The sequence below is a fragment of the Bartonella machadoae genome, assembly GCF_022559585.1.
Taxonomy (GTDB): domain Bacteria; phylum Pseudomonadota; class Alphaproteobacteria; order Rhizobiales; family Rhizobiaceae; genus Bartonella; species Bartonella machadoae.
Genome location: NZ_CP087114.1, coordinates 1585490 through 1608904 on the forward strand (window position 1 = coordinate 1585490; position 23415 = coordinate 1608904).

Here is a 23415-nt window from a genome sequence, read left to right on the forward strand (position 1 = left end):
AATTTTTCATAAAAAACAATACAATGATATCAAAAAACAACACACTTCATGTATCACCTGATATCTCATAACACAGTACGTTTAATAGAATTAAAAATATATTCGCTAAAACCTCTCTTAGCAAAATGAAAATGATACAGGAAAAATTTTATATGATAAAAAATAAAAGAACCCCTCTGTTGCAAAACCAATATGAAAATATTTATAGGAATCTACAACAGAAATAATTTTATTTTCTCTTCTATAAATCTTATGCGAATCTTTCTTCTCTATGAACAATAGGTTCAATACTTGCTTCAAAAAACATCTTCGTATAGTGATGTTGGGCATGCAAATTGCGCAAATCATCATTGCTAAGCTCTTCAAGAATAATCCCTTTATGCATAATTCCAACACGTTCGCAGATATGTGCAACAACAGCAAGATCGTGAGAGACCATTAAATAAGTGAGCTTTTTTTCCTCTCGTAATGATTTTAACAAATTCAAAATTTCAGCCTGTACCGACACATCCAATGCAGATGTTGGTTCGTCAAGTAACAAAACCTCTGGTTCAATAATGAGAGCACGAGCAAGAGCAATACGCTGACGTTGCCCTCCAGATAATTCATGCGGATAACGATAAAGAAAGGAAGAATTAAGACCAACGGAATTTAAAGCATCACCTACCCGCTCCTTTTGATTATCCATTCCATGGATTTTAAGAGATTCAGAAAGAACAGTATGAACCATTTTTCTTGGATGAAGAGAAGCATAAGGATCCTGAAAAACCATTTGAATACGGCGTAAAAAATTCTTATCTCTCTTTTTGGGGACTTCTTCTCCATCAAAAATGAAACGTCCACTATACTCTGGAAGAAGCCCAACCAATGTATTCAAAATAGTTGACTTTCCACACCCTGATTCACCAATCAAACCATAAGCTTCACCACGCTTAATATGAAAGTTGACATTTTTAACAACAGTTACTGCCTTATGCCTATGCCCAAAGGTCACAGATAAATTCGAAACATCAATAATATTCTCACAATTGGTCACGGGACAACTCCTTCAACACCATTAATAATCGTAGGATTATGCAACCAATCAGGATCGCGTTCAGGAACAGCTAAAACATCAACAGGATTATCAAGCCGGGGCAAACTTGCTAGCAAAGCTTTCGTATAAGGATGACAAGCACGCGATAAATCACAAGCAGGCAATTCTTCTAATACACGACCTGCATACATCACCAAAACACGATCACAAAAATCAGCAATCATATTCAAATCATGACTAATGAAAATAAGTCCCGTTCCAGATTGAGTCACAAGCTCATCTAATACTGATAAAACTTGACGTCTTACAGTAATATCGAGTGCAGAGGTTGGCTCATCTGCAATAATTAAATCAGGTTTAGGAATAAGCATCATCGCAATCATCACACGCTGCCCCATACCACCTGATATTTCATGAGGAAACAATCGCATCACATGTTCAGGATCACGAATATGAACAGATTCCAACATAGCAATCGTCCGTTCCCGCGCCTCGGCCTTTGCAACACGATAATGAATACGGTAAGCTTCCATAATCTGTTCCCCAATTCGGATTAACGGATTAAGCGAATATTTTGGATCCTGTAAAATCATGGAAATGCGCTTACCTCGGATTGTTCGCATCTGAGGTTCACTTGCACGCAATAAATCGATACCATCAAAACGCATTTTTTTAGCTTTGACAATTGCTGCTCTTGGGCTCAATTTGAGTATTGCACGCCCCGTCATTGATTTTCCAGAGCCGGATTCACCAACAATTCCAATTTTTTCTTTCCCCATGGAAAAGCTAATGCCCCGCACAACTTCGGCAAGACCACGCGTTGTAGGAAAAGAAATACGTAAATCTTCTATCTCTAATAAATTTTTAGCCATTGCGTGGATCCAATACATCACGAAGTCCATCACCTAACAAATTGAAAGCAAGGCTTGCTAACAATATTGCACAACCTGGTATTGCCGCTAACCACCAATTTGTCATCATAAATTCACGACCAGATGAAAGCATTGCGCCCCATTCAGGACTTGGTAATTGCGCTCCTAATCCCAAAAAACCAAGACCAGCAGCTGTTAAAATAATTCCAGACATATCGAGCGTTAATCGTACCACCACTGAAGGAATACACATAGGTGCAACATGAAACAAAATAATCCGCAAAGCAGAAGCCCCTTGCAAACGAACTGCCGAGACGTAATCTGATGAACGTATCGTCAAAGTTTCAGCACGTGCTAAACGTGCTATTGGCGGCCATGCTGCAATTGAAATTGCAATGGACGCATTTTCAATACCTGGTCCCAAAGCTGCTGAAAAGGCAAGAGCTAAAATTAAAGCTGGAAAAGCAAGAAAAATATCAACAATGCGCATCAGAACGGTATCAACCCACCCTCCTATATAGCCAGAGACAGTTCCAACAATAAGCCCCACAGGTCCCACAATAACTGTAGTAAGAAAAACAATGTAGAGAGTAATACGCGCACCATAAACGAGGCGACTAAAAATATCCCGCCCTAACTCATCTGTACCAAAATAATGCAACATAGAGGGTGGTTGCAATCGATGTGCAAGATCATTGCTAACAAAATCATAAGGAGCAATCCAAGGAGCAAACATGGCACATAAAACAATAATAAAAATAATAATCAGGCCTAATAGAGCTGAAAAATTATGAGAAAACTTGATCAATGCATGATAAGTTCTTTGTACGCTTGCCTGAAAGGCTGACTGTGGAACAGTTTCATTTAACCAGTGTGCCAAAGAAAATGACGATTGCGATGTGTGATGATTCATGATTGTCATATTCAACGTGTCCTTGGATCAAAAATTCGATAAAGCAAATCAGAAAATAAGTTAATGACAACAAAGAGAAATCCGACAAGGAGAGTACATCCGACAACTGCATTCATATCTCCAGCCAAAAGAGCATTGGTCAAATAGTGCCCAAAACCAGGCCAAGCAAAAACTGTTTCTGTCAACACAGCACCTTCTAATAAAAAAGCATAAGAAAGCGCAACAACCGTAATGATCTGAACAGCAGCGTTACGAAAGGCATGCCCCCAAACTGTCCGTGCCAACGATAACCCCTTCACCCGTGCCGTAATGATATATTCCTGATTGAGCTGTTCAATCATAAACCCACGTGTCATACGACTAATGTAAGCCATAGCTCCGAACGCTAAGATTAAAGCAGGCATAATAATATGACTGAAGACATTTCCAAAAGCTTCCCACTGCCCCTGACGAGCAGTATCCCAAAGGAAAAATCCTGTTTTGGGTTCAAAAGAATATTCATAAATAAAATCAATCCGTCCTGGACCACCAATCCAACCAAGCTTGGCGTAAAAGATCAACAACGCCATTAACCCAAGCCAAAAGGTAGGAGTGGAATAACTGAGAAGTGTAAAAATACGAACAAAATAATCAATAAAGGAATCGCGATACATTGCCGCAAAAACACCAAACGGAATACCAAGACTCGTACCAATGATAATAGCAACTGTCGCAAGCTCTAACGTTGCAGGAAACACACGCATAATATCTGCTAAAACAGGGCGTCCCGAAGTTAAAGCATCCCCAAAATCAAACAAAAAGACATTGTGAAGATAATTCCAGTACTGAACAATCAATGGCTTATCAAGACCCAACTTATAAAACATTGCATCATAAGCTTCTTGACTGATATTCTCACCAAGAATAGCAAGCACAGGGTCTAAAGGAAGAAGATGACCAATAAAAAAAGTGATAGTTACCAAACCAAGCAACGTAAAAAAAACTGAAATGAGCAATTTTAATCCCTTGAAAAAAAAGTCCCATAGCAACCTTTCTTTCTGCTTTTGTGATACTGCTTTTTCACATTCTGAAAATGGTAAAACCATTATAATATCCCCCTCTATAGCCACTAAACATAACGTAACACCTTTTTATATAATCAAGCACGTCCTATGCTTTTTTTTATAAAATGCTCTATTTTTCTATAGCATTGTAGTAAATTCTAAAAATATTCCAAACCCATTTTTTTACTGCCGGTCCCATACCAACAGTATAATATGTCTGAAATAAATAGACCATAGGACCATGTTCAAATACATAATGTTGTAAAGCACGATATTGCGAAATTCGCTTATTTTGATCTTTCTCAAACAAAGCATCTATCACCATTTTATTGATATTTTCATCATAATACCCAGTACGCCAAGCCAAATATGTAGAATGCTTTTTTGTAAATGTTGGATCAGGATTAAAAACGTGATTCAATGAAGGAGGATGTCCATCAGGATCAGCACTCCCCCATCTCTGAATAGCAGTATCATAATCTCCAACACGCACGCGTTTTAACAGTTGATTTTGTGTCATCCTTTTAATTGTAAGCTCAATACCAATTTTACGTGCATTTTCTTGAATAGACTGTGCAACAAGAGGCATATAATTAAGACTACCAATTAAAAGATTAGCCTTAAAACCATTCGGATAACCAGCTTCAGTAATTAACTGTCTTGCCTTCTCTAAATCTAATTTAAACGGCACTCCCTCCTTTTCATTCAAAGCACCTGGAATCCCCAACGGCATATAACTCGCACGCGGAATACCGATACCCTTTAGAACAGTGTTTCCAAGGCCCTCATAATCAATCAAATAACGAAATGCCAATCTCACTTTTTCATGAGCAAAAATTGGATTCTTATTGTTCAGCGATAGATAAACAATCTGTGGGCGCAAAACACGGCTAACTTTAACCTTTCCTCCCTGTTTTTCAATATCCAACACATCATCTGAAGAAAGATCACGTGCTATATCCACATCACCTTTTTCTAAAAGAAGTCTCTGACTTGCTGATTCAGCAACATGCTGCAAAACAATTTGCTTAATTTTAGGCATATCTCCCCAATAATGTTGGGTAGCCTGTAATACAACTTTCTCTCCTGGAGACCAGCGTGCCAATTTATAAGGCCCAACACAAGCCGAGTGCGTAGTCAAATACTTATTACCCATATCCCCATCAACACTCTTTGCTTCAAGTGTTTGCCGATCAAGCAAAGCAGAAGCATAGGATTGTCCGATCGCCGTCAGTATAAGATGGATAGGATAGGGTTTATCCAATTTTAATTGTAATGTTTTATCATCAAGAGCCTGAATACTCGTTTCAATATTATCCTTCGCAAACCCATAACTTGTCAAAAATTGAGAATAACCTAATTCTAATTTAATAATTCGTTGCATTGACCACGCAAGATCCTGCGCTGTTGCAACTCTTCCATCATCAAACTTTAAATCATCACGAAGATGAAAAATAATTCTTTGCCCATTATCTAAAATATCCCAAGATTGCGCCATAGCAGGACGAACTTTTGCAGGTTCATTCTTATCATATTCTACTAACGCACTACACATATTCATTAATAATTCACTTGCTACAAGCTCAACCACTTGAGCTGGATCAAAACTTCTAATGGAATCAATATTCCAAGCCATTATCAATGTATCTTTAGATGATAAACTTAGCGCTGATGAAAGAGAGCCATTAAAAAAACCGATAAGACCTAATAAAAAATAAAAATTCTTCAATAATGCTTTTTTTGTCATTTCATTCTTCACCTTTCACATTTCATTTTAGATTTTTGACAAGAAATATTTTTGATTTTGCTATTTTACTTCTTAAACAACACAACCTAATACGCTCACTTTCACTGATTGATATCCATAAAATAATCTTTCAAACATCAAACTATCATCAGATTGCACAGCATCTGTGCAACAATCAACAAATACCCCAAGAAGGCATTACCTTCTATACTTATCAACATCACCTTCCCCCATAAGCTGGTCTTAATCTGTATTGTATGAAAAATGACATATTATACAAAAAGTCCCCACAATTTTATACTTTAAAAAGTCTCTAAAAGACCCCTTGCGGGGGAAGATTTCTTATCATTTACATTATGATCAAGCTCTTTTTGTATTTTATAAACTTGATACCCTCTTATTTTTCAATTGCACTATAAAAAATACGTGGTGCACTATTCCAAACCCATTTTTTGATATTGGGGGTCATTGCTATAACACCATATTTCTGAAAGATAAAAGCATAAGGTCCTTTTTGCATAAGTTCACGCTGTAGATCAGCATAGATTTGTGCCCGTTTTTTAGGATCTTTTTGAAGCAATGCCTCTTTAACCTTTTTATTCATCTCTGCATCAAAAAATCCGTGTTGCCAACTCGGATAGGCTGTATTTTTTGCCTCAAAATGATTATCAGGGTTATAAACGATGTATGCAGCCATTGTATGAGGATCTGCAGAGTCATTATTCCAACCGACAAAAATCGTATCAAAAGCACGCGCGTAAAGTTTTGAAAACAACTGCGTTCCTGCCAAACGTTCAATTTTAAGATGCACGCCTACCTTTTTCGCATTGTCTTGGATAGACTGAGCAAGTGACAAAGCATAAGGAGACGTCCCCACTAAAAAATTCACCTCAAAACCTTTCGAGTAACCTGCCTCGGTTAAAAGCTTTTTTGCTTTTTGAAGATCAAGCTTAAAGGGTTGCCCTTCTTTTTCATCCAAAGCGCCAAGATTACCAAGAGGAACAAAGCTTGCACGGGGAATACCAACATCTTTGAGAAGGGTCTTTTTAAGTCCTTCATAATCAATAAGATAGCGCATTGCCAAACGCACTTTTTCATGAGCAAAAATTGGATTTGTCATATTGAATCCCCAATACATCATGGAAGGTTCCAATACTTTTTCAACTTTGATATTCGTGATTTTTTGGAGATCTGCCAGATCCTCTGGCATCAAATTACGAGCAACATCAATATCGTTTTTTTGCAACAGTAAACGTTGCGTTCCAGGCTCTGCAACATGGCGAATGATAATTTTCTTTAATTTAGGTGCCTCTCCCCAATAGTTGGGACTTGCACGCAACAATAAAGCTTCTCCAGGATTCCATTTTTTTATCTGATAGGGACCAACACAAGCCGCATGATTTGCTAAATATTGGTTTCCCATATCGCCATTTTTTTCGTGTTTCATAATCGTTTTACGATCAAGCAAAGCCGTAACAGGACTAGCAACAACATTGTTAAGAATGAGCTCTACTGGATAAGGCTTATCAAATTTTATCACCACCGTTTTGTCATCTGGAGCTTGAAAAGCTTCATCCATGTTTTGTTCTGTGATACCATATTCATTAAAGGTTGCTGCCTTAGCCATTTTCAATTTAACAACCCGCTTCATACCCCAAACAAGATCACTCGCATGGGCAGGTCTCCCATCGTTAAACTTTAAACCATCACGCAAATGAAAAGTGATAACTGTATTCTGGTCACCACCCGACACCTCCCAATGTGTTGCCAAAGCAGGAACGATTTTAGCTGGGTCATCTGTCGCAGTGCTGACCAAATTGTCACAAACATTGAGAACGATTTCATTTCCATAAACATCGTTGAGTTTTGCAGGATCAAATGTATCGATTGCATCGATATTCCAAGCCATCACGAGTGTATCGGCAGGTGTTTTTGCTGAAACATGTTGCACAAGCATCCCCATTGCCATAACAGCAGAAACAAAAGAAGTGCTGCTTTTCAGTATTTTTCCCTTTATATTCATAGACTTTTCCTTTTAAAGTTTATTATAAAATATTCTAATATCATTCTAAACTGACACAGCAAATTTGTAACAACAAAGATTGAAGAAACAGCTGACCATCTCTACAGAGTCATTCACCTTTAAATTCACTCTCTCAATCCCCATTCAAAGTATAAAAAACACGCAATATATCTTCCGCATATCTTCCGCTCGGCCAATACCACATTCCTACCACAAGAGTTCTTTGCGCACTACAATAAACGACATTCAATTTCCGATTATAAAATTATAAGTTATAAAACGATAAGTCTTGTAAAAGTCATTGCCCAAAGATGAATAATTTTAGTATGCTATTCGTTTAAACTATACTAAAAATAAAAATACGTAAACCTTAAAAAGAACCGTATTATTTCAAACACTTAACCTCAAAACACCCCTTCATTCTTACTACCACAAAGACTGAACAGAACAAACCGCAAAACACAAGAAAAATCTTTACGAGAACTTTATACCCCTCAAAAACTGCTTAATATTTTGAAATGCAAGCAAAAAAAATGCAAATTCTTTTCTTATATAAAATACTAAGAAAGTCAATACAGATACAACAGCAGTGCGAAATACCAATTCTTCATCTTTTAAAAAAATTGCCCCAATAAAAGAATACACAATAAAACGTGTTTTTTACTGATAAAAAACTCAATATACTTTTTCCTTAGTAAAAACGTTATTGATTCTAAACTTTTCCAATTTTTATATTCATCACTGCTTTCCAACCACCAAAATAAAATTTTGCATAACACCTTTAACTCTTACTTCTAACGATAAAATGAGAGATTTAGCAAAGCGATGTGGTGGATACCCCCTGAGATCAAAAAAACTCTCCCCCTAAAGATAGCTCATATGCAGCAAAATCACTCTCTCGGAAGAGAGCTCTCAGATCACAAAAACGAATACAAGCATTTGCTAACAAGACACCATCCAAATAACAAAAGGCAAGAGTATATTCCAACAGGCGTCTATTAAAGCGCATATTGCTTGTAAATATTTTCTCAATAAATTTACGGAAAACCATTTAATATTCTCATAAAACAGCCAATCCGTTAAACTTTTCACGTTGTGGTTGGATGCTCTGTATCATGTAAGCGATTTCATAACTTAACTGACCAGAAAGCTTTCTTATAAAACTCTAACGACAAAAATCAGCTTCACTTCTTAAAGTGTCTTATGCTTTTATTACAAAATCCAATAGTCTTTTCTTCTATTCCCACGAAAATAGACTTTTATCAATCTCTACAGAAAGGAGAAATGCTCTCGACACAATATATTTCTTAGCCATATCGAAAAGACCTTCGATGTCATCAAGACATCCGTGCGGAAGATTTTATCCAAGAGTGTAAGCCTAAAAATCCTCTTAAGAATTAAAAGCAATTCTGTTTCTAACAGAAAATTTCAGTTTTTTCTTTCCAATAAATGACGAATAAAGACTTCTTTAAAAAGATTTTTTACAAAGATTTAGCGTGTTAACTTTTGGTTCGCTACCTTTTAAAAATTGAGAATATTTGAACGGTCGTTTATTATACTCACATGGGTATAAAGCCGTTCTCAAGTGATAACCATAGAGGTTATCTTGCATAGATGTAGAGTTCACTGCGATATAAAAGCTCCAAACGTCCCTGCACTTCATATTGCTTTATCAATGCAACCAATTTTCGCAAATATTCTTCCCCGTGGCAAGCAATGGCGCGTTGTACTTGCGTTGAGGAGCGGCTCATTCCAATAAAGGCTTGAGAGGGAATTGTCATCGTCCAATTGTGCGTATGCAACACAATCTTTTCTGGATTGCCCCCAAAACCATCACGCATTTCCTGTAAGAAATCAAAATTACGATAATAACGGGAATAGTGGGGGCTCATTTCTTCTAACAATGTCTCATAAGCAGCGAGAAATTTGCTCTGCTTAAAATCGCGATTGTTTTGAATGACCGCCATGACACCACCCTCTCGCAGTTGCTCTGAGACAGTACGAAGCAACTGAGGACGATCCATCCACTGAAAGGCTTGCGCTGCAACAACAAGATCAACCTCGCCAATTTTAGGCAATAAAGTTTCAGCCCGGCCTTGATACCACTGCACAATGGGAAACTTTCTTTGCCCCTGCTTAATCATATCTATCGATACATCGATAGCATGATATCGGTGTTCATGTCCTAAAAGTTCGACAATTCCCTCTAATGCAATCCCTGTCCCTGCTCCTATATCCACAATGGATAAATGTTTTTTGTCTTTTAAAGGCAGCACCATAGTTTTTAATAAGGTGAGGGGATAGCGCGGACGATAGCGATCATAATCATCAGCCAATCCGTCAAACTTTTCACGTTGTAGTTGGATGCTTTGTGTCATGTGCGCTCCCCTTTACAATTGCTGACATACATAAAAAAATGCTCCTTTGCCCAATGTATCAACATACATTGAGAAGAAAAGCTAAATGAAAACTCTTCTTTAAAATCTTCTCTCTTTTCTTCTATAGGGCTGCTTCTTGCGTGGTTTTCTTCTTCGAATGATGCGTTTTAAACCTAATGGCAATTGTCACTTATCACAAAGTTGCTATTCATTTCTTTTTTCAAAAGATTTTCAAAGAACCTTCAAAGATCATTTTAAGCCTCTTGAGATTTTTGCCAGAATTTTCCAAACTGCTCCCTTCTAAAAACAGTATAAAATCTTCCATCTGCTGTCTATCACTGCGCTGGCACTACTCGTTTTATCCTCTTTGGAGAATTTTTCATCGTTTAGAGGTTCTCGTATAAATTCTGTGATGTCTCCGTTTTGGTTGATCATAATTATCGATAGCCGTAATGACTTTCCACAAGCCCTTAACTTCTTAAAAAATATTGCAATTAATCATCATAATTTCCAACCACCCCTCCAGCATCAAAAAATCCACTTTCAATAGCACGAAAAGATCAAGCTAATCTTAACCTATAGTCCCTTGCTAAAGTTTCTTTTTTGCAAAGTAAACATGACGTAAACAACGTATGAGATCTGTAAATAGAACTTTGCCGTGGATATCTATTGCCCTTTGGTGTGATAAAATAAGAGAATCCACCTCTATTATATCGCGTTTATAACTCGAACATAAGTTTTCAGTAAATTCGCTTATAACATGCATAGATATCACATGACTCAATGGTGATACCTTCAAACAAGCGTGATACTGTTCTTTTAAGCAATGCAAGATAGCAAAACAAATACGCCCTCATTATAGAAGTGAATTGGAAAGGAATTTATATAAACTTTCATCTCCACACCCCTCTAAAATTTTCCAAAACTGTTTCTCCAATTATAACCTTTAAAAACAAGCCGCACCTGCACCAAAAGAGGAGAAAAGAAGAATAATAAACATTAATATTTTATAAGGTGGTATGATAATATTATTCTTTTAATATAATTTAACCCTTTAAAGACATAAGACAATATAAAAACCTACAAGAATATAAATTTATTCATAAAATACATATTATGAAATTCACAAGACTTTTCACTCGTAAGCGAAATCCTATATAAGAATAAAAGAGCTGAGGAGATATTTTTATGCTAGATGGACAAACGACTTCAATGATACTTACGCATTCTATGGCTAAAATTTTAAGGCAATTTTCAATTGTTATTTTCTTAGCATTTTTACCATTTTTAAGTGGCTGCGGATTTAATACAATACCAACAAATGAAGAAAAAGCACATGCAGCATGGAGTGAAGTGCTTAATCAATATCAGCGTCGTGCAGATCTCATTCCAAATCTTGTGGAGACTGTCAAAGCTTATGCAGCACATGAACAAGCTGTTTTTACAAATGTTATTGAAGCACGTGCCAAAGCAACGCAAGTCAACATTAATGCCGATATGTTAAATAATCCAGAGATAATGAAGCAATATCTTGACAATCAAGCCAATTTATCAAGCGCACTTTCACGTCTTATGGCTGTTGTTGAAAACTATCCTGATCTTAAGGCCAATCAGAATTTTCTTGCTCTGCAATCGCAATTAGAAGGCACTGAAAACCGGATTTCTGTTGCACGCCGTGATTATATCGAAACCGTACGCATCTACAATACGGCTCTCAAGACAATGCCAACGATGATTTGGGCAAAACTATGGTTTCGTGATGCTAAACCTATGCCAACCTTTACGATTGATACCAATAACCAACAAGCACCGAAGGTCGATTTTCATTAATGAAGTCATTTCGACATCCTATGCAACGCAATGTTTTCCCATGCTTATGGGCTTTTTTAAGCGCTCTCTGTTTGGTTGTCGCATTGGGAAGTGTCACTTACGCGCAGATTAAGTTTCCTTCCCTCACAGGTTATGTCAACGATGTAGCGCATTTGCTCGATCATGCAACAAAACAAAATCTAACAGAAAAACTGGCTGAACTCGAAGAGAAAACAGGAGATCAGATTGTTATTGTCACTCTCCCTACCCTTTCAGGAAATGATATAGAGACCTATAGCAATGCCCTTTTCCGCACATGGGGCTTAGGTCAAAAACAGCTTAATAATGGTGTATTATTGGTCATCGCGCCGAATGAACGCGAAATGCGTATTGAAGTGGGATATGGTTTGGAAGGCGTGCTAACAGATGCTCTTTCTTCAGTGATCATTAATACCTTTGTTCTTCCCAATTTTCGTGAAGGAAATTATCAAAAAGGTGTTATTGAAGCAGTTCATGCAATTATCAACATTCTTACAGAAAGTGATTCTGAATTTTCTTTTAGAATGAGAGAAAAAGCTAAAATTGTCGAAGCGCAACGAAAACAAGCTGAAAAAGAACAAATGATAGCCAATACAATCATGTTTTTTATTCTTTTTATCGTGTTTGGTTTACCTCTTCTCGCAATGATTTTTGGAAAAAAAGTAGGTCCACAGAAATATCTCTGGATGGGGATCATCTTCACTCCTTGGTTTCTTAACTTAAGAACCGGTGGTAGATACCCTCCTGGAAGATTTGGTGGCCCTCCAGGAGGAGGAGGTTTCAGAGGTGGTGGTGGTTCATCTGGTGGTGGTGGCGCAACAGGAAGATGGTAAAACGCGTGTCAATTTTAAACAGAGTGTATTTTCTTTAAAATGAAATTTATTACTGTATAATCTTCATTTTAATAAAAATTTCTATCTTTTACTGTGCACTTCTTTTACTGATTATAATAAAAACGCGAACATCAACGTAAATATTGCTCATGAAATATGAATTAAAACATATTGATCGTAATCAGTTACCGCATTACTTTAAAACACGCCCTGGAAGTCCACCAGTTGAATGGAAAATAAGTCATAACTTGGTCGAATATCCTGAAGCACTGTGTTATATGCAAAAGCGTGTCGAAGACATTCTTGTAAAAAACGCCCGTGAACAGGTTTGGCTTCTTGAACATCCTTCACTTTATACAGCTGGGACAAGTGCCAATAAAAAAGATCTTCTAACACCTGATCTATTCCCTGTTTATGAAGCTGGGCGCGGTGGTGAATTTACCTATCATGGTCCAGGGCAACGTATTGCTTATATTATGCTTGATCTCAAACGCAGAAAACAAGACATTCGCGCTTTTATTAGCGCATTAGAAGAATGGGTTATACAAACACTTGCAAAATTTAATATAACAGGAGAACGTCGTGAAGAGCGCGTTGGAGTCTGGATTAAAAGGCCCAATGATTCACACACACAAAATAGTATTGCTTCGGAAGATAAAATTGCGGCTATTGGTATTCGAGTGCGCAAATGGGTAAGCTTTCATGGAGTCTCTATCAATGTTCATCCTAATTTAGCACATTATTCAGGAATTATTCCCTGTGGAATTACAAAGCATGGCGTAACCAGCTTTCTTGATCTAGGTGTTCCTGTAACAATGGATGATATTGATATTGCTCTAAAACAAGCATTTGAGCAAATTTTTGGTCCAACAATTGATGTTTCCTAACTGCATTGATTTTTAAATAAAAAACAGGCATAAAATTTATTCTAATGAATAATTTTATTTTATGAGGTGGATAATCAAACGCTATGAGCGATAACAGCAAAGATCTTTTTAGTATTTTAAATAATGCGCAGTCTCGGGTAAATACCAATGCAAAAAATCCGCAATCTCCCGTGAACTCAGAAGAAAGAGCTTCGAAAAAAAAGACAAAAGATACACAAGAAGATAGCTATAATGCTCTCTCTATTCGCGTGCTTGAGGGCTTAGAGCCTGTGCGTTTACGCCCTGGAATGTATATTGGTGGAACAGATAGCAAAGCACTACATCATTTGTTTGCTGAAATTATTGATAATGCCATGGATGAAGCCGTCGCCGGTCATGCAGACTTCATTGATGTATGCTTAGAGAGAAACGGTTATTTAACCGTTACAGATAATGGACGCGGTATTCCTGTTGAAAATCATCCTCAAATGCCTGATAAGTCTACGCTTGAAGTTATTATGACACAACTCCATTCCGGTGGAAAATTTGATGGAAAAGCGTATCAAACTGCTGGTGGGCTCCATGGAGTAGGAATTTCTGTTGTTAATGCTCTTTCTGATGATATGGAAGTTGAAGTAGCAAGAGAACGGAAACTTTATCGACAACGCTTCTCACGCGGTATTCCACAATCTCCATTGGAAGATTTGGGAGACGTTTATAATCGTCGTGGCACGCGTGTTCGTTTTCATCCTGATAGTAAAATTTTTGGTGAAAAGGCCGCTTTTGATCCAGAAAAAATTTATAAGATGGCACGCTCTAAAGCCTATCTTTTTGGTGGTGTAAAAATTCGCTGGAATTGCGATCCCATCCTCCTTGAAGGAACAAAAAATATTCCTGAAAAAGCTGTTTTTCACTTCCCCGATGGACTAAAAGACTATTTACTCTCATCCTTAAAAGATGAATATCGCGTAACATCAGAAATTTTTTCTGGAAAAACAAAACAATGTAATGATCATGGCTCCGTTGAATGGGCTATTGCTTGGCATGGTGGAGATGCCTATGTACAGTCTTACTGTAATACTATTCCTACCGGAGAAGGGGGAACGCACGAAATAGGACTAAGGCAGGTTCTGTTGCGCGGACTGAAATCCTATGCTGAGTTAATAGGCAATAAACGCGCTTCTATCATTACCTCTGATGATATCATGATTTCAACAGCTGCCGTACTTTCAGTCTTCATTAGAAATCCTGAATTTGTTGGACAAACCAAGGACCGATTAGCAACGATTGAAGCACAACGTATCGTTGAAAATGCAATACGCGATCCTTTCGATCATTGGCTAACAAATTCTCCTCAAGAATCAACAAAACTTCTTGATTGGGTTATTGAACGTGCCGAAGAGCGCGTTAAACGACGCCAAGACAGAGAAATAAATCGAAAAACAGCTGTCCGTAAATTGCGTCTACCAGGAAAACTCGCAGATTGTAGCCAAAACTGTGCTGCTGGTGCTGAATTATTCATTGTTGAAGGTGATTCCGCTGGTGGTTCTGCTAAACAAGCACGCAATAGAGCCAACCAAGCCATTTTACCTCTTCGTGGAAAAATCTTAAACGTAGCCAGTGCAGCACATGAGAAAATGAACGCAAGCCAAACAATTAGCGATCTTATCCTTGCTCTTGGATGTGGAACACGCTCTAAATACCGTGAAAAAGATCTCAGATATGAACGCATTATCATTATGACGGACGCAGATGTAGATGGTGCTCACATTGCCTCACTCCTCATTACTTTCTTCTTTCAAGAAATGCCCGATCTTATTCGTCAGGGACATTTATACCTTGCTGTTCCTCCCCTTTACCGAATATCCCAAGGAGGAAAAGTTGCTTATGCACGTGATGATACCCATAAAGACGAATTGCTAAAGACGGAATTTACTGGAAAAGCTAAAATCGAAATTGGCCGTTTTAAAGGGCTTGGTGAAATGCGTGCCGAACAACTGAAAGAAACGACAATGCATCCTCAAAAACGGACATTACTACGCGTTTCTATTGACACAGTGGAAATGCAAGAAACGAAAAACACCGTAGAAAGTCTCATGGGAACAAAACCAGAAGCACGATTCCGTTTCATACAAGAAAATTCTACTTTTGCTTCCAATCTAGACATCTAATTTTCAAAAAATATCCTTCTTAAACCGCTGCTGCATCAATAACACGTATTTGTGGAGTAATCATTCCATTCCAATAATTCAAACTGAGATTACCAGCCAAATGGATCATTTCACCAATATTTTCAGAAAGAAAATGACCAAGTGGTGTTCCCACAGCACGAAAAGCAATGCCTTGCAGTTTATTTCCTTCAATATTAGCCATAACAAGGCGAAGATGCCCCTTTCCCACCTCACACAGATTAACTAACCGATGAGAAGGCAGAACAAAAACAGGTGTCGTATTCCCTGAACCAAATGGCCCTGCTTTTTCAATCATGTCACAAAGCTCTTTATTGACACCAGAAGCAGAAAGGCACCCATCTATCCGAAGAGACTTTTTAGCACGCAACTGTGACACCATTACAGAGACTTTCTCTTCCAGCCATTTTCGAAAAGCTTCAATTTTTGTCGCTTGGATTGTAATCCCAGCTGCCATACTATGCCCGCCGCCTTTTTCTAGTAAATTTAAGGTTACAGCTTCACGAACAAGCGCTCCCAAATCTATGCCACTCATTGAACGTCCCGATCCTACGCCACTTCCATCTTCTTTCAAAGCAATGGCAAAAACAGGACAAAAAAAACGCTCTTTTAATCGAGATGCAAGAATACCAATAACACCTGGATGCCATTCTTGATGCGCAATGACAAGTGACAGAGGCGTATCCTGATTTTGATAAAGAGAATCAATATAAGATTCTGCTTGCGCCAATTGAATACTCTCCATCTCTTGACGCTCTTGATTCAGTTGATTCAATTGTTCTGCTATTTTTTCAGCTTCCTCTTTATCCTCACAGCTAAGCAAACGTGCTCCCAAAGCTTGGTCGCCAATACGTCCTCCCGCATTAATTCTAGGACCTAATAAAAAACCCAAATGAAAACTATTAAGCGGTTCACCTATCCGCGCAACCTTTGTTAAAGCCACTATGCCGTGATTATACAGAGAGCGTGCTACTTGGAGCCCTTTAACCACAAAGGCACGATTCACCCCCTGTAATGGTACAACATCACAGATGGTTGCCAATGCAACAAGATCAAGCATACTGAGCAGATCAGGAAGATCTTCTCTCAACTTCCTTTTCTTCAACAAATGATTAACCCATGCTAACGTAACAAAAACAACGCCAGCAGCACACAAATGCCCTTGCCCAGAAAAATCATCGGGGCGATTAGGATTGACAAGGGCGATAGCCTCTTGATGAACCTCAGACATTTGATGATGATCTAAAACCACGACATCAGCGCCTTCAAGCCTTGCTGCTTTAACTGCCTCTGGACTGTTTGCACCACAATCAACGGTAATAATAAGATTGGCACCTTCTTGCACGAGCATCCGCATTGCTTGCTCATTAGGCCCATATCCTTCCACGATACGATCAGGAATATAAATTTTTACTTCCACACCCAAACAACGCAGAAAACGCGCTACGAGTGCTGATGAACAGGCACCATCGACGTCATAATCACCAAAAACCGCAACCTTCTCTTTCTCTAAAATAGCCTTAACGATGCGCTCTGCCGCACATTGCAGATCGGCAAAACTTTCTGGATCAGGCATGAGTGTACGCAATGTTGGGTTGATAAAAGTAACCGCTTCAGATTCATCCACATCTCTTGCCGACAGAACGCGAGCAAGCTCATCTGGAAAACCAAATTTTTGAGAAATCGCACGCGCGTTATTTATCCCTTGAATATCAAGAGCATCCAACCAAGCTTGCCCACAAGCAGAAGATTTAACATTGAGAAAATAACGAGACTGCTGCATCACGCCTTACTCTTACAATGAAAGACAATGAAAGACAATCAGATGTTCAAAACAAAGCACTCTTTCGCAACGTCTATTTTACGATAAAATATGCATAAGCACCTTTCAGAGTACCTTTTAGCGCATGGTATTATAATACCTCAATTGTAAGATACTGTTTTATTAAGTTTTTATTTTCTCTTGACGCAATTCGAAAGACATTATATCAGAGCAAATAATACGCGTTAAATATTTCGCTATGATAACAGTTTTCAACGCAAAACAACAAAATCCCCTCAAAGGGTTTCAATAAAGGATACTTCTATGGCAACTTTTTCACAAAAGCCAACTGAAGTGGTGAAAAAATGGGTTATTATTGACGCAGAAGACCTTGTCTTAGGTCGTCTAGCCACGCTCGTTGCTAACCGTTTACGGGGCAAACATAAAGCTACATTTACACCACATGTTGATGATGGTGACAATGTCATTGTCATCAATGCAGACAAAATATCTCTCACCGGCAAGAAATATACAGACAAAAAATATTATTGGCATACCGGCTATATTGGTGGAATCAAAGAACGTACAGCACGTCAGATTCTTGAAGGTCGCTTTCCTGAACGTGTTGTTGAAAAAGCCGTAGAACGCATGCTTCCTCGTGGCTCCCTTGGTCGTCGCCAATTGAAAAATCTACGTGTTTATGCTGGAAGCCAACACCCGCATGCAGCACAACAGCCCGAATCTCTTGACGTTGGTGCTTTAAACCGCAAAAATAAAAGGACTGCTTGATTATGGCTGAAATTAATTCTCTTTCTGAGCTTAACGTTGTAACAAGTATTACAGAAACCCATGAAAATGTTACTCCGGTTCATGTGCAAAAGCTTGATGCACAAGGACGTGCCTATGCAACAGGAAAACGTAAAGATGCCGTTGCGCGTGTATGGATCAAACCAGGTTCTGGAAAAATTACCATTAACAATAAAGAATTCGACAAATATTTTGCACGTCCTGTTCTAAGAATGATTCTTCGTCAACCAATTGTTGCAACAAACAGGGATACACAATTTGATATTGTTGCAACTGTTGCAGGTGGTGGTCTTTCTGGACAAGCTGGTGCTGTACGCCATGGCATTTCTAAAGCTCTAACCTATTACGAACCAGAACTTCGCACAATCTTGAAAAAGGGGGGCTTTCTCACTCGTGATAGCCGTGTTGTTGAACGTAAAAAATATGGTAAAGCAAAAGCACGTCGTTCTTTCCAGTTCTCAAAACGCTAATTTTAATTTTTACGCACTCTGTAGAGCCCCGTCAAAACGGGGCTTTTTTGCTCTCCTAAAGCAGATTTTTTTAAGAGAACGTCGCGATCAATTGACACCTGTCAGGAAAAAACAAAAATACAAAACAACAAATTTCTTTTTAGAGAAAAACAAACAAAAAATTGCTCTAAAAAACCTTGTATGCTCGATTTCAGTCTTTAGAATCTCTCCTTTGTTTCTTCAAATGTATCCGTACACTTGTTCAAAGAGACTTTTACAATTTTAGTTATGTTAGAAGCTTTTCAGTCTTTTTTCTATCATTAGCTAACAAAACCTCAGTCTAAGAAGTGCTTGACCATTGCGATAAAATGAGGAACAGAAATAGGCTTTGACATGTATTCTTCACATCCGCTGGCGCGAATGCGTTCTTCATCCCCTTTCATAGCAAAAGCGGTTACAGCAATAACAGGAATAGATCTCAGTTCCTCATCCTCTTTTAATTGTTTAATAACGTCGATTCCTGAGACCTCTGGTAACTGGATATCGACAAGGATAAGAGAAGGCTTTGATGAACGCGCTAAATCCAATGCCATAAGACCATTACGCGTTTCAACTGTTTCACAGCCACTCGCCTCTACAAGATCACGGAATAACTTCATATTTAGTTCATTATCTTCCACGATCATAACTTTTTTTGACATTCGTATAATTCCACCCTTTTGAGATAAAAGATAAGACACCTTACCTTTTCACTAAGATAAAATGATAAAAAAAATTGTAAACCAGAAAGAAACGCAACAACGCATGTTAAAAGCATTTTTTTGCAAATATTTGTCATTTTAAACGTAATGCTTTTTCCGTTCATAAAGGAAATCTAGAATAATCCTAAAATTTTGGTACCATATAATTTTTCATTGGTATTATTTTTTAAGTTGGCCAAAGTTTATAGATATAAAAATCAACAGGGAAATCTTTTCAGCTTAGAAAAGATATAAAAAACTGCAAATCAATTGACATATCAGTTTTTGAAAAAAGAAAATTTAAAGGTAGTATTGGTATGCATAGATTATTTGATCTTTAAACAATCAGTTTTTTCTCTCAAGTGAGAAGATTGTTATCCTATTTTATTATTTCAGATGCTTTTATTATACATCAATACAGCCATTCAATAACAAATTAAAAAGTTATCGATGGGGTTTTCAATGAAATTTTAGAATGAATTACCCCTGCAATAAATGCATTGTTCAATGCAAAAGCGGTAGCAATAATGGCAAATAAAAAATTTTTATTATAAATTCCCACTCTTTTCTCATCATTTCTGATCTCTTTTATTATTTTTTTTTAGCTATTGGTAAGAAGATACAAATTACAGACAAACATTCTTTCAGACTTTTGTCACCTTCTATCCTATCAATCATGTGCGTTTTATCACCGATAAGCAACAACATCTGCATGACTCTCAACTTATTTTATAATATCAAATGAAGCTATGAAATCTGTTTATTGAAAGAGAGGCTCTTTGTTTCATTTACTCTTTTCATCTTTATCCAAAAATATAAACATAATTTTATCAATAAATATTATTATATTAAGTATATTTAAATAAATTTATAAATAAAAAATTACATACTATAAAAAGTGCAATTGTAACCAAACTTATTAATATAATAACATATTTTTAATAGAATAGTAAAATATACTATACAAAAAAGATGAATTATAAAAATTTAAATATAACTTATTATAGATAATATCATAACTTTAATTAATTTTATAAATATAATACTAATTCATACTTTATTCAACTTAATAAAAATAAAAAATCATTAAAAAATATGCTTATATAATGAAAACCAACTAAATGATCCATCAAGAAAGTTTATAAACTTTTCTTTATGAATAAAACCATTAAGAACTATATTCATTATATTATGAATCTTAATTTTGTAACCTTTGTTTTGTACATACATACAGACACCCCCATTTATCCAAACAACTATAGACCGTATAAACTCCATCAAATGATTGGTTTTAAATAGCATTAATTGTTTTGAACAATGCCTTCACCCTTGACCGACTTTCGTTGGTATCCATTTTCTTTTGACCGGTGGAATTGGCTCTGTATTTTCTGATGTCATAAATACTCCCCCTATCATAAGAAAACCCAAATTTACAGGAATTGTACACTGCATTTCCCCTCGTTTAGATACAACACGTCCAGTGCCGCACATGTTATTAAACACAATTTGCAACACATTGTTAACACCAAAATAACACATATTGATACACGTAAAGGGAATCGATTATAGAGAGAAAAATAAATGAGTAACAACAGGTCTGATATTAATGTCACCTTTTCAAAAAATAGCTTTATTCGTCATTGCACTAATAATATATGTTAGCGCACCAATGTTATACGTCGGCATTTGTAAATTAGAAGAGCTTAATTTTTATCCAAATATTATCCAAATATGAAAATCACTCATCGCATTCCTGAGAATGCGTATAACTCTTCTCCTCTCTATATAGACTCAAATGAAACCCCTCTATACTCAAACGAAGTTTCAGTTCACATGGAATGGTTATATGATTATTTTTATAACGGAGAAAAAGATCACGATTGGCCTTCTTCTCCTATAGAGTGGCTCATATTTTCCGTAACATATATGGCTACAATACAAATTATAAATAGTTTTCCAGCCAGTTATCTTTTGAATATTTTCTTGTTATATTACGATATAATTTCTGATTTTTTCGATGCTTTTGAGGAGCATTAAGAATGTCACACTATAAATTCACAAGATAAGCATACTTTCCAACACATAAAGCTTACAGTTATTATAGGATTATCGTTACAATACTCTCGACCCAAAAGATATTCACGCTCATTGTGTTTATACCGTTATGTCCTGTAATTGGCTTTAGCATTTTGTATTTTGATCTCTTCAAATGAGATTACGAACAAAAAAATTCTTATTTTTTTCATCCGTGTTACCAGCATTCTCAGCATCCCTCATCATTGCCTCTTTTAAAATGCGTGTTATTTTGTTTGGTATACCTTTTACGCACCCATCCTTACTCTAGGCAGTATCCATTTTCTTTGAACTGATGGAGTTAGCTCTGTATTTTCTGATGTCATAAAATACTCCTTCCCGATAATAAAGAAACCCGCATTTGCAGGGATTTTATGCTGCACTTCCTCTCATTTAGACACATTACGACCAGTGCCGTGATTGTCATTAAATATGATTTGTAACACATTTTTAACATCAAAATAACACATATTGATATAATCAAAAGGAAGCTGTTAAAGTACTTCAAATAGCAAATAATCGAAAAGTGAAAAATGATGAATACAATACTATTTATAGTGCTTTTTATAGTAAGCGCTTTGACAGTAGCCGGTGCTGTGGGCGCTGCTACCATAATAGGGAAAACTAGAGAAAAAATTATTGCACTTTGTAGTGTGCTATTGTTTCCAACATTGGCTTCAATTGTTCTTTCCATCGTAGTATTTAATTATGATCTCATGGAACACGACCTACAAGATAAAGCAGGTGCTTTTTCAGTGCTTCTAGTTGTTATAAATTGATCGGCATTATTCCTGACATTCAAACTAATTGCTGAATGTGGGCTGACAGATATTAAAGAGATGGCTTTTTATACTTCTGTAATGCCGCTTATGCTCTGTAGTGTATTGTTTGGTATATTTTTAGCTATAGGATCGTCCCCAATCATTGGAGGAGCAATTATAGTAATTGCCGCTTTAATCCTTATAATGATATATTATTTTGAAGCGATAGTAAAAATATTCTGGTTCATACTAGCTCTAATAGGACTGATAGTAATCATCAATTTTTCCAGAAAATTTTTTTAAGAATAAGTAACCACTATTTTTACAGAATACCGTAATTATTTTATAATTAAACAATTCCACAATTGTGTGAAAAATACTTCTGAAGCGCATTAAGGGCAACGCGCAATGAATTTACAAGATATGGTAGAGTTTAATCTTCTATAACAAGGTACTGCCATTGCTGCATAGAAATTATACTGTCTATAGAAGTATTATGCTTCTTTTAGTACCTCTTACATGTTTAAAAACCGCTCTGTAGTAAATTCACCCCATTTATCTCTTGCTTTATCATCAGAAAAAGATGCCATTTCATCATAAATAGCGTTTGACAAGCCTTTTGCACAAAGATAGTCGTTTCTTATCTGGAGATATTGTTGCGCTGCGTCATACTGCTCTTAAGTAAGCACGCCTTAGCAAAAAAAGCCACCCGATATAGATTACCAGCCAGTAGATTTTTTGCCTCTTGTAGCGTTAAACCAAAGCGCTTGGTACGTGTTTCTAATGCTAATTGATCAACACACTTCACATGGTGATTTTACTCTTGAAAGACGTCCTTTTCTCTTAACTACCCTACAATATTAGAGTAACGCATTGATTTATAATGATAATTTACTGTTTTGCCTGTTGAATGAGACTCCCGAATATTGTAAGATTCTCTCATCTCAAATCCTCTTATGTTGAATCAAGTGAAACTATGTCTCTGCACGTCATAAGCAGGGCTGGTGTGTGGGGAGAAACCGTTTAGAAAGGAGTAAAATGCCTCTAATAAATCGTCTCAATGCAAGAACTATCG

At 36.9% G+C, this 23415-nt stretch carries 16 protein-coding genes and 1 pseudogene; 7 read left to right on the plus strand and 10 right to left on the minus strand.

The genetic code is table 11. The features are described from left to right. Positions 1–250 precede the first annotated feature (250 nt). The 7 genes from LNM86_RS07730 to LNM86_RS07760 form a co-directional block, all read right to left on the minus strand. Positions 251–1036: an ABC transporter ATP-binding protein gene (locus tag LNM86_RS07730; protein WP_241437210.1), complete on the minus strand. Its 786-nt coding sequence runs from the start codon at positions 1034–1036 to the stop codon at positions 251–253. Next, positions 1033–1908: an ABC transporter ATP-binding protein gene (locus tag LNM86_RS07735; protein WP_241437211.1), complete on the minus strand. Its 876-nt coding sequence runs from the start codon at positions 1906–1908 to the stop codon at positions 1033–1035. The genes LNM86_RS07730 and LNM86_RS07735 overlap by 4 nt, the downstream gene beginning before the upstream one ends. After that, the gene (locus LNM86_RS07740) at positions 1901–2830 is read right to left on the minus strand and encodes an ABC transporter permease (protein WP_241437212.1); all 930 of its coding nucleotides are present in this window, start codon (positions 2828–2830) and stop codon (positions 1901–1903) included. The genes LNM86_RS07735 and LNM86_RS07740 overlap by 8 nt, the downstream gene beginning before the upstream one ends. Before the next feature lie 2 nt (positions 2831–2832). Then, entirely contained in the window at positions 2833–3906 is a 1074-nt protein-coding gene (locus LNM86_RS07745) for an ABC transporter permease (protein WP_241437213.1), read from the minus strand. Between the two features lie 88 nt (positions 3907–3994). After that, complete coding sequence (locus tag LNM86_RS07750) at positions 3995–5611, minus strand: ABC transporter substrate-binding protein (protein WP_241437214.1); 1617 nt, start codon at positions 5609–5611, stop codon at positions 3995–3997. Between the two features lie 397 nt (positions 5612–6008). Then, positions 6009–7634: an ABC transporter substrate-binding protein gene (locus tag LNM86_RS07755; protein WP_241437215.1), complete on the minus strand. Its 1626-nt coding sequence runs from the start codon at positions 7632–7634 to the stop codon at positions 6009–6011. 1601 nt (positions 7635–9235) lie between these two features. Continuing rightward, positions 9236–10012 (minus strand): class I SAM-dependent methyltransferase, encoded by a 777-nt coding sequence (locus LNM86_RS07760; RefSeq protein ID WP_241437216.1) that lies wholly within the window; start codon positions 10010–10012, stop codon positions 9236–9238. 1188 nt (positions 10013–11200) lie between these two features. On the opposite strand from LNM86_RS07760, the gene LNM86_RS07765 reads away from it, so the two are divergent. The 4 genes from LNM86_RS07765 (at position 11201) to parE (ending at position 15730) form a co-directional block, all read left to right on the plus strand. Continuing rightward, positions 11201–11842: a LemA family protein gene (locus tag LNM86_RS07765; RefSeq protein ID WP_241437217.1), complete on the plus strand. Its 642-nt coding sequence runs from the start codon at positions 11201–11203 to the stop codon at positions 11840–11842. Beyond that, positions 11842–12693, plus strand: a complete 852-nt coding sequence (locus LNM86_RS07770; RefSeq protein ID WP_241437218.1) for a TPM domain-containing protein — start codon at positions 11842–11844, stop codon at positions 12691–12693. Before LNM86_RS07765 ends, LNM86_RS07770 begins: the two co-directional genes overlap by 1 nt. 149 nt (positions 12694–12842) lie before the next feature. Next, positions 12843–13580 carry a lipoyl(octanoyl) transferase LipB gene (gene lipB / locus LNM86_RS07775; protein ID WP_241437219.1) on the plus strand — a complete coding sequence of 246 codons (738 nt, stop codon included), beginning with the start codon at positions 12843–12845 and terminating at the stop codon, positions 13578–13580. An 83-nt stretch (positions 13581–13663) separates the two neighbouring features. Next, the gene (gene parE, locus LNM86_RS07780) at positions 13664–15730 is read left to right on the plus strand and encodes a DNA topoisomerase IV subunit B (protein ID WP_241437220.1); all 2067 of its coding nucleotides are present in this window, start codon (positions 13664–13666) and stop codon (positions 15728–15730) included. A gap of 19 nt (positions 15731–15749) precedes the next feature. On the opposite strand, the gene recJ is transcribed toward parE, so the two are convergent. After that, positions 15750–17531, minus strand: a complete 1782-nt coding sequence (recJ, locus tag LNM86_RS07785; RefSeq protein WP_241438960.1) for a single-stranded-DNA-specific exonuclease RecJ — start codon at positions 17529–17531, stop codon at positions 15750–15752. A gap of 303 nt (positions 17532–17834) precedes the next feature. On the opposite strand from recJ, the gene rplM reads away from it, so the two are divergent. Further along, positions 17835–18299 (plus strand): 50S ribosomal protein L13, encoded by a 465-nt coding sequence (rplM, locus tag LNM86_RS07790; RefSeq protein ID WP_241437221.1) that lies wholly within the window; start codon positions 17835–17837, stop codon positions 18297–18299. 2 nt (positions 18300–18301) lie between these two features. Next, positions 18302–18787, plus strand: coding sequence for a 30S ribosomal protein S9 (gene rpsI, locus LNM86_RS07795; RefSeq protein WP_241437222.1), 486 nt, complete (start codon positions 18302–18304; stop codon positions 18785–18787). A 314-nt stretch (positions 18788–19101) separates the two neighbouring features. Here the strand turns inward: rpsI and LNM86_RS07800 are convergent, their stop codons facing one another. Next, positions 19102–19467: a response regulator gene (locus LNM86_RS07800; protein ID WP_241437223.1), complete on the minus strand. Its 366-nt coding sequence runs from the start codon at positions 19465–19467 to the stop codon at positions 19102–19104. A 2645-nt stretch (positions 19468–22112) separates the two neighbouring features. Between LNM86_RS07800 and LNM86_RS07805 the strand changes: the two genes are divergently transcribed. Continuing rightward, entirely contained in the window at positions 22113–22358 is a 246-nt protein-coding gene (locus tag LNM86_RS07805; protein ID WP_241437224.1) for a hypothetical protein, read from the plus strand. A gap of 331 nt (positions 22359–22689) precedes the next feature. On the opposite strand, the pseudogene LNM86_RS07810 reads toward LNM86_RS07805, so the two are convergent. Further along, a pseudogene (locus LNM86_RS07810) lies at positions 22690–23176 on the minus strand (hypothetical protein); the annotation flags it as partial. Between the last annotated feature and the right edge of the window lie 239 nt (positions 23177–23415).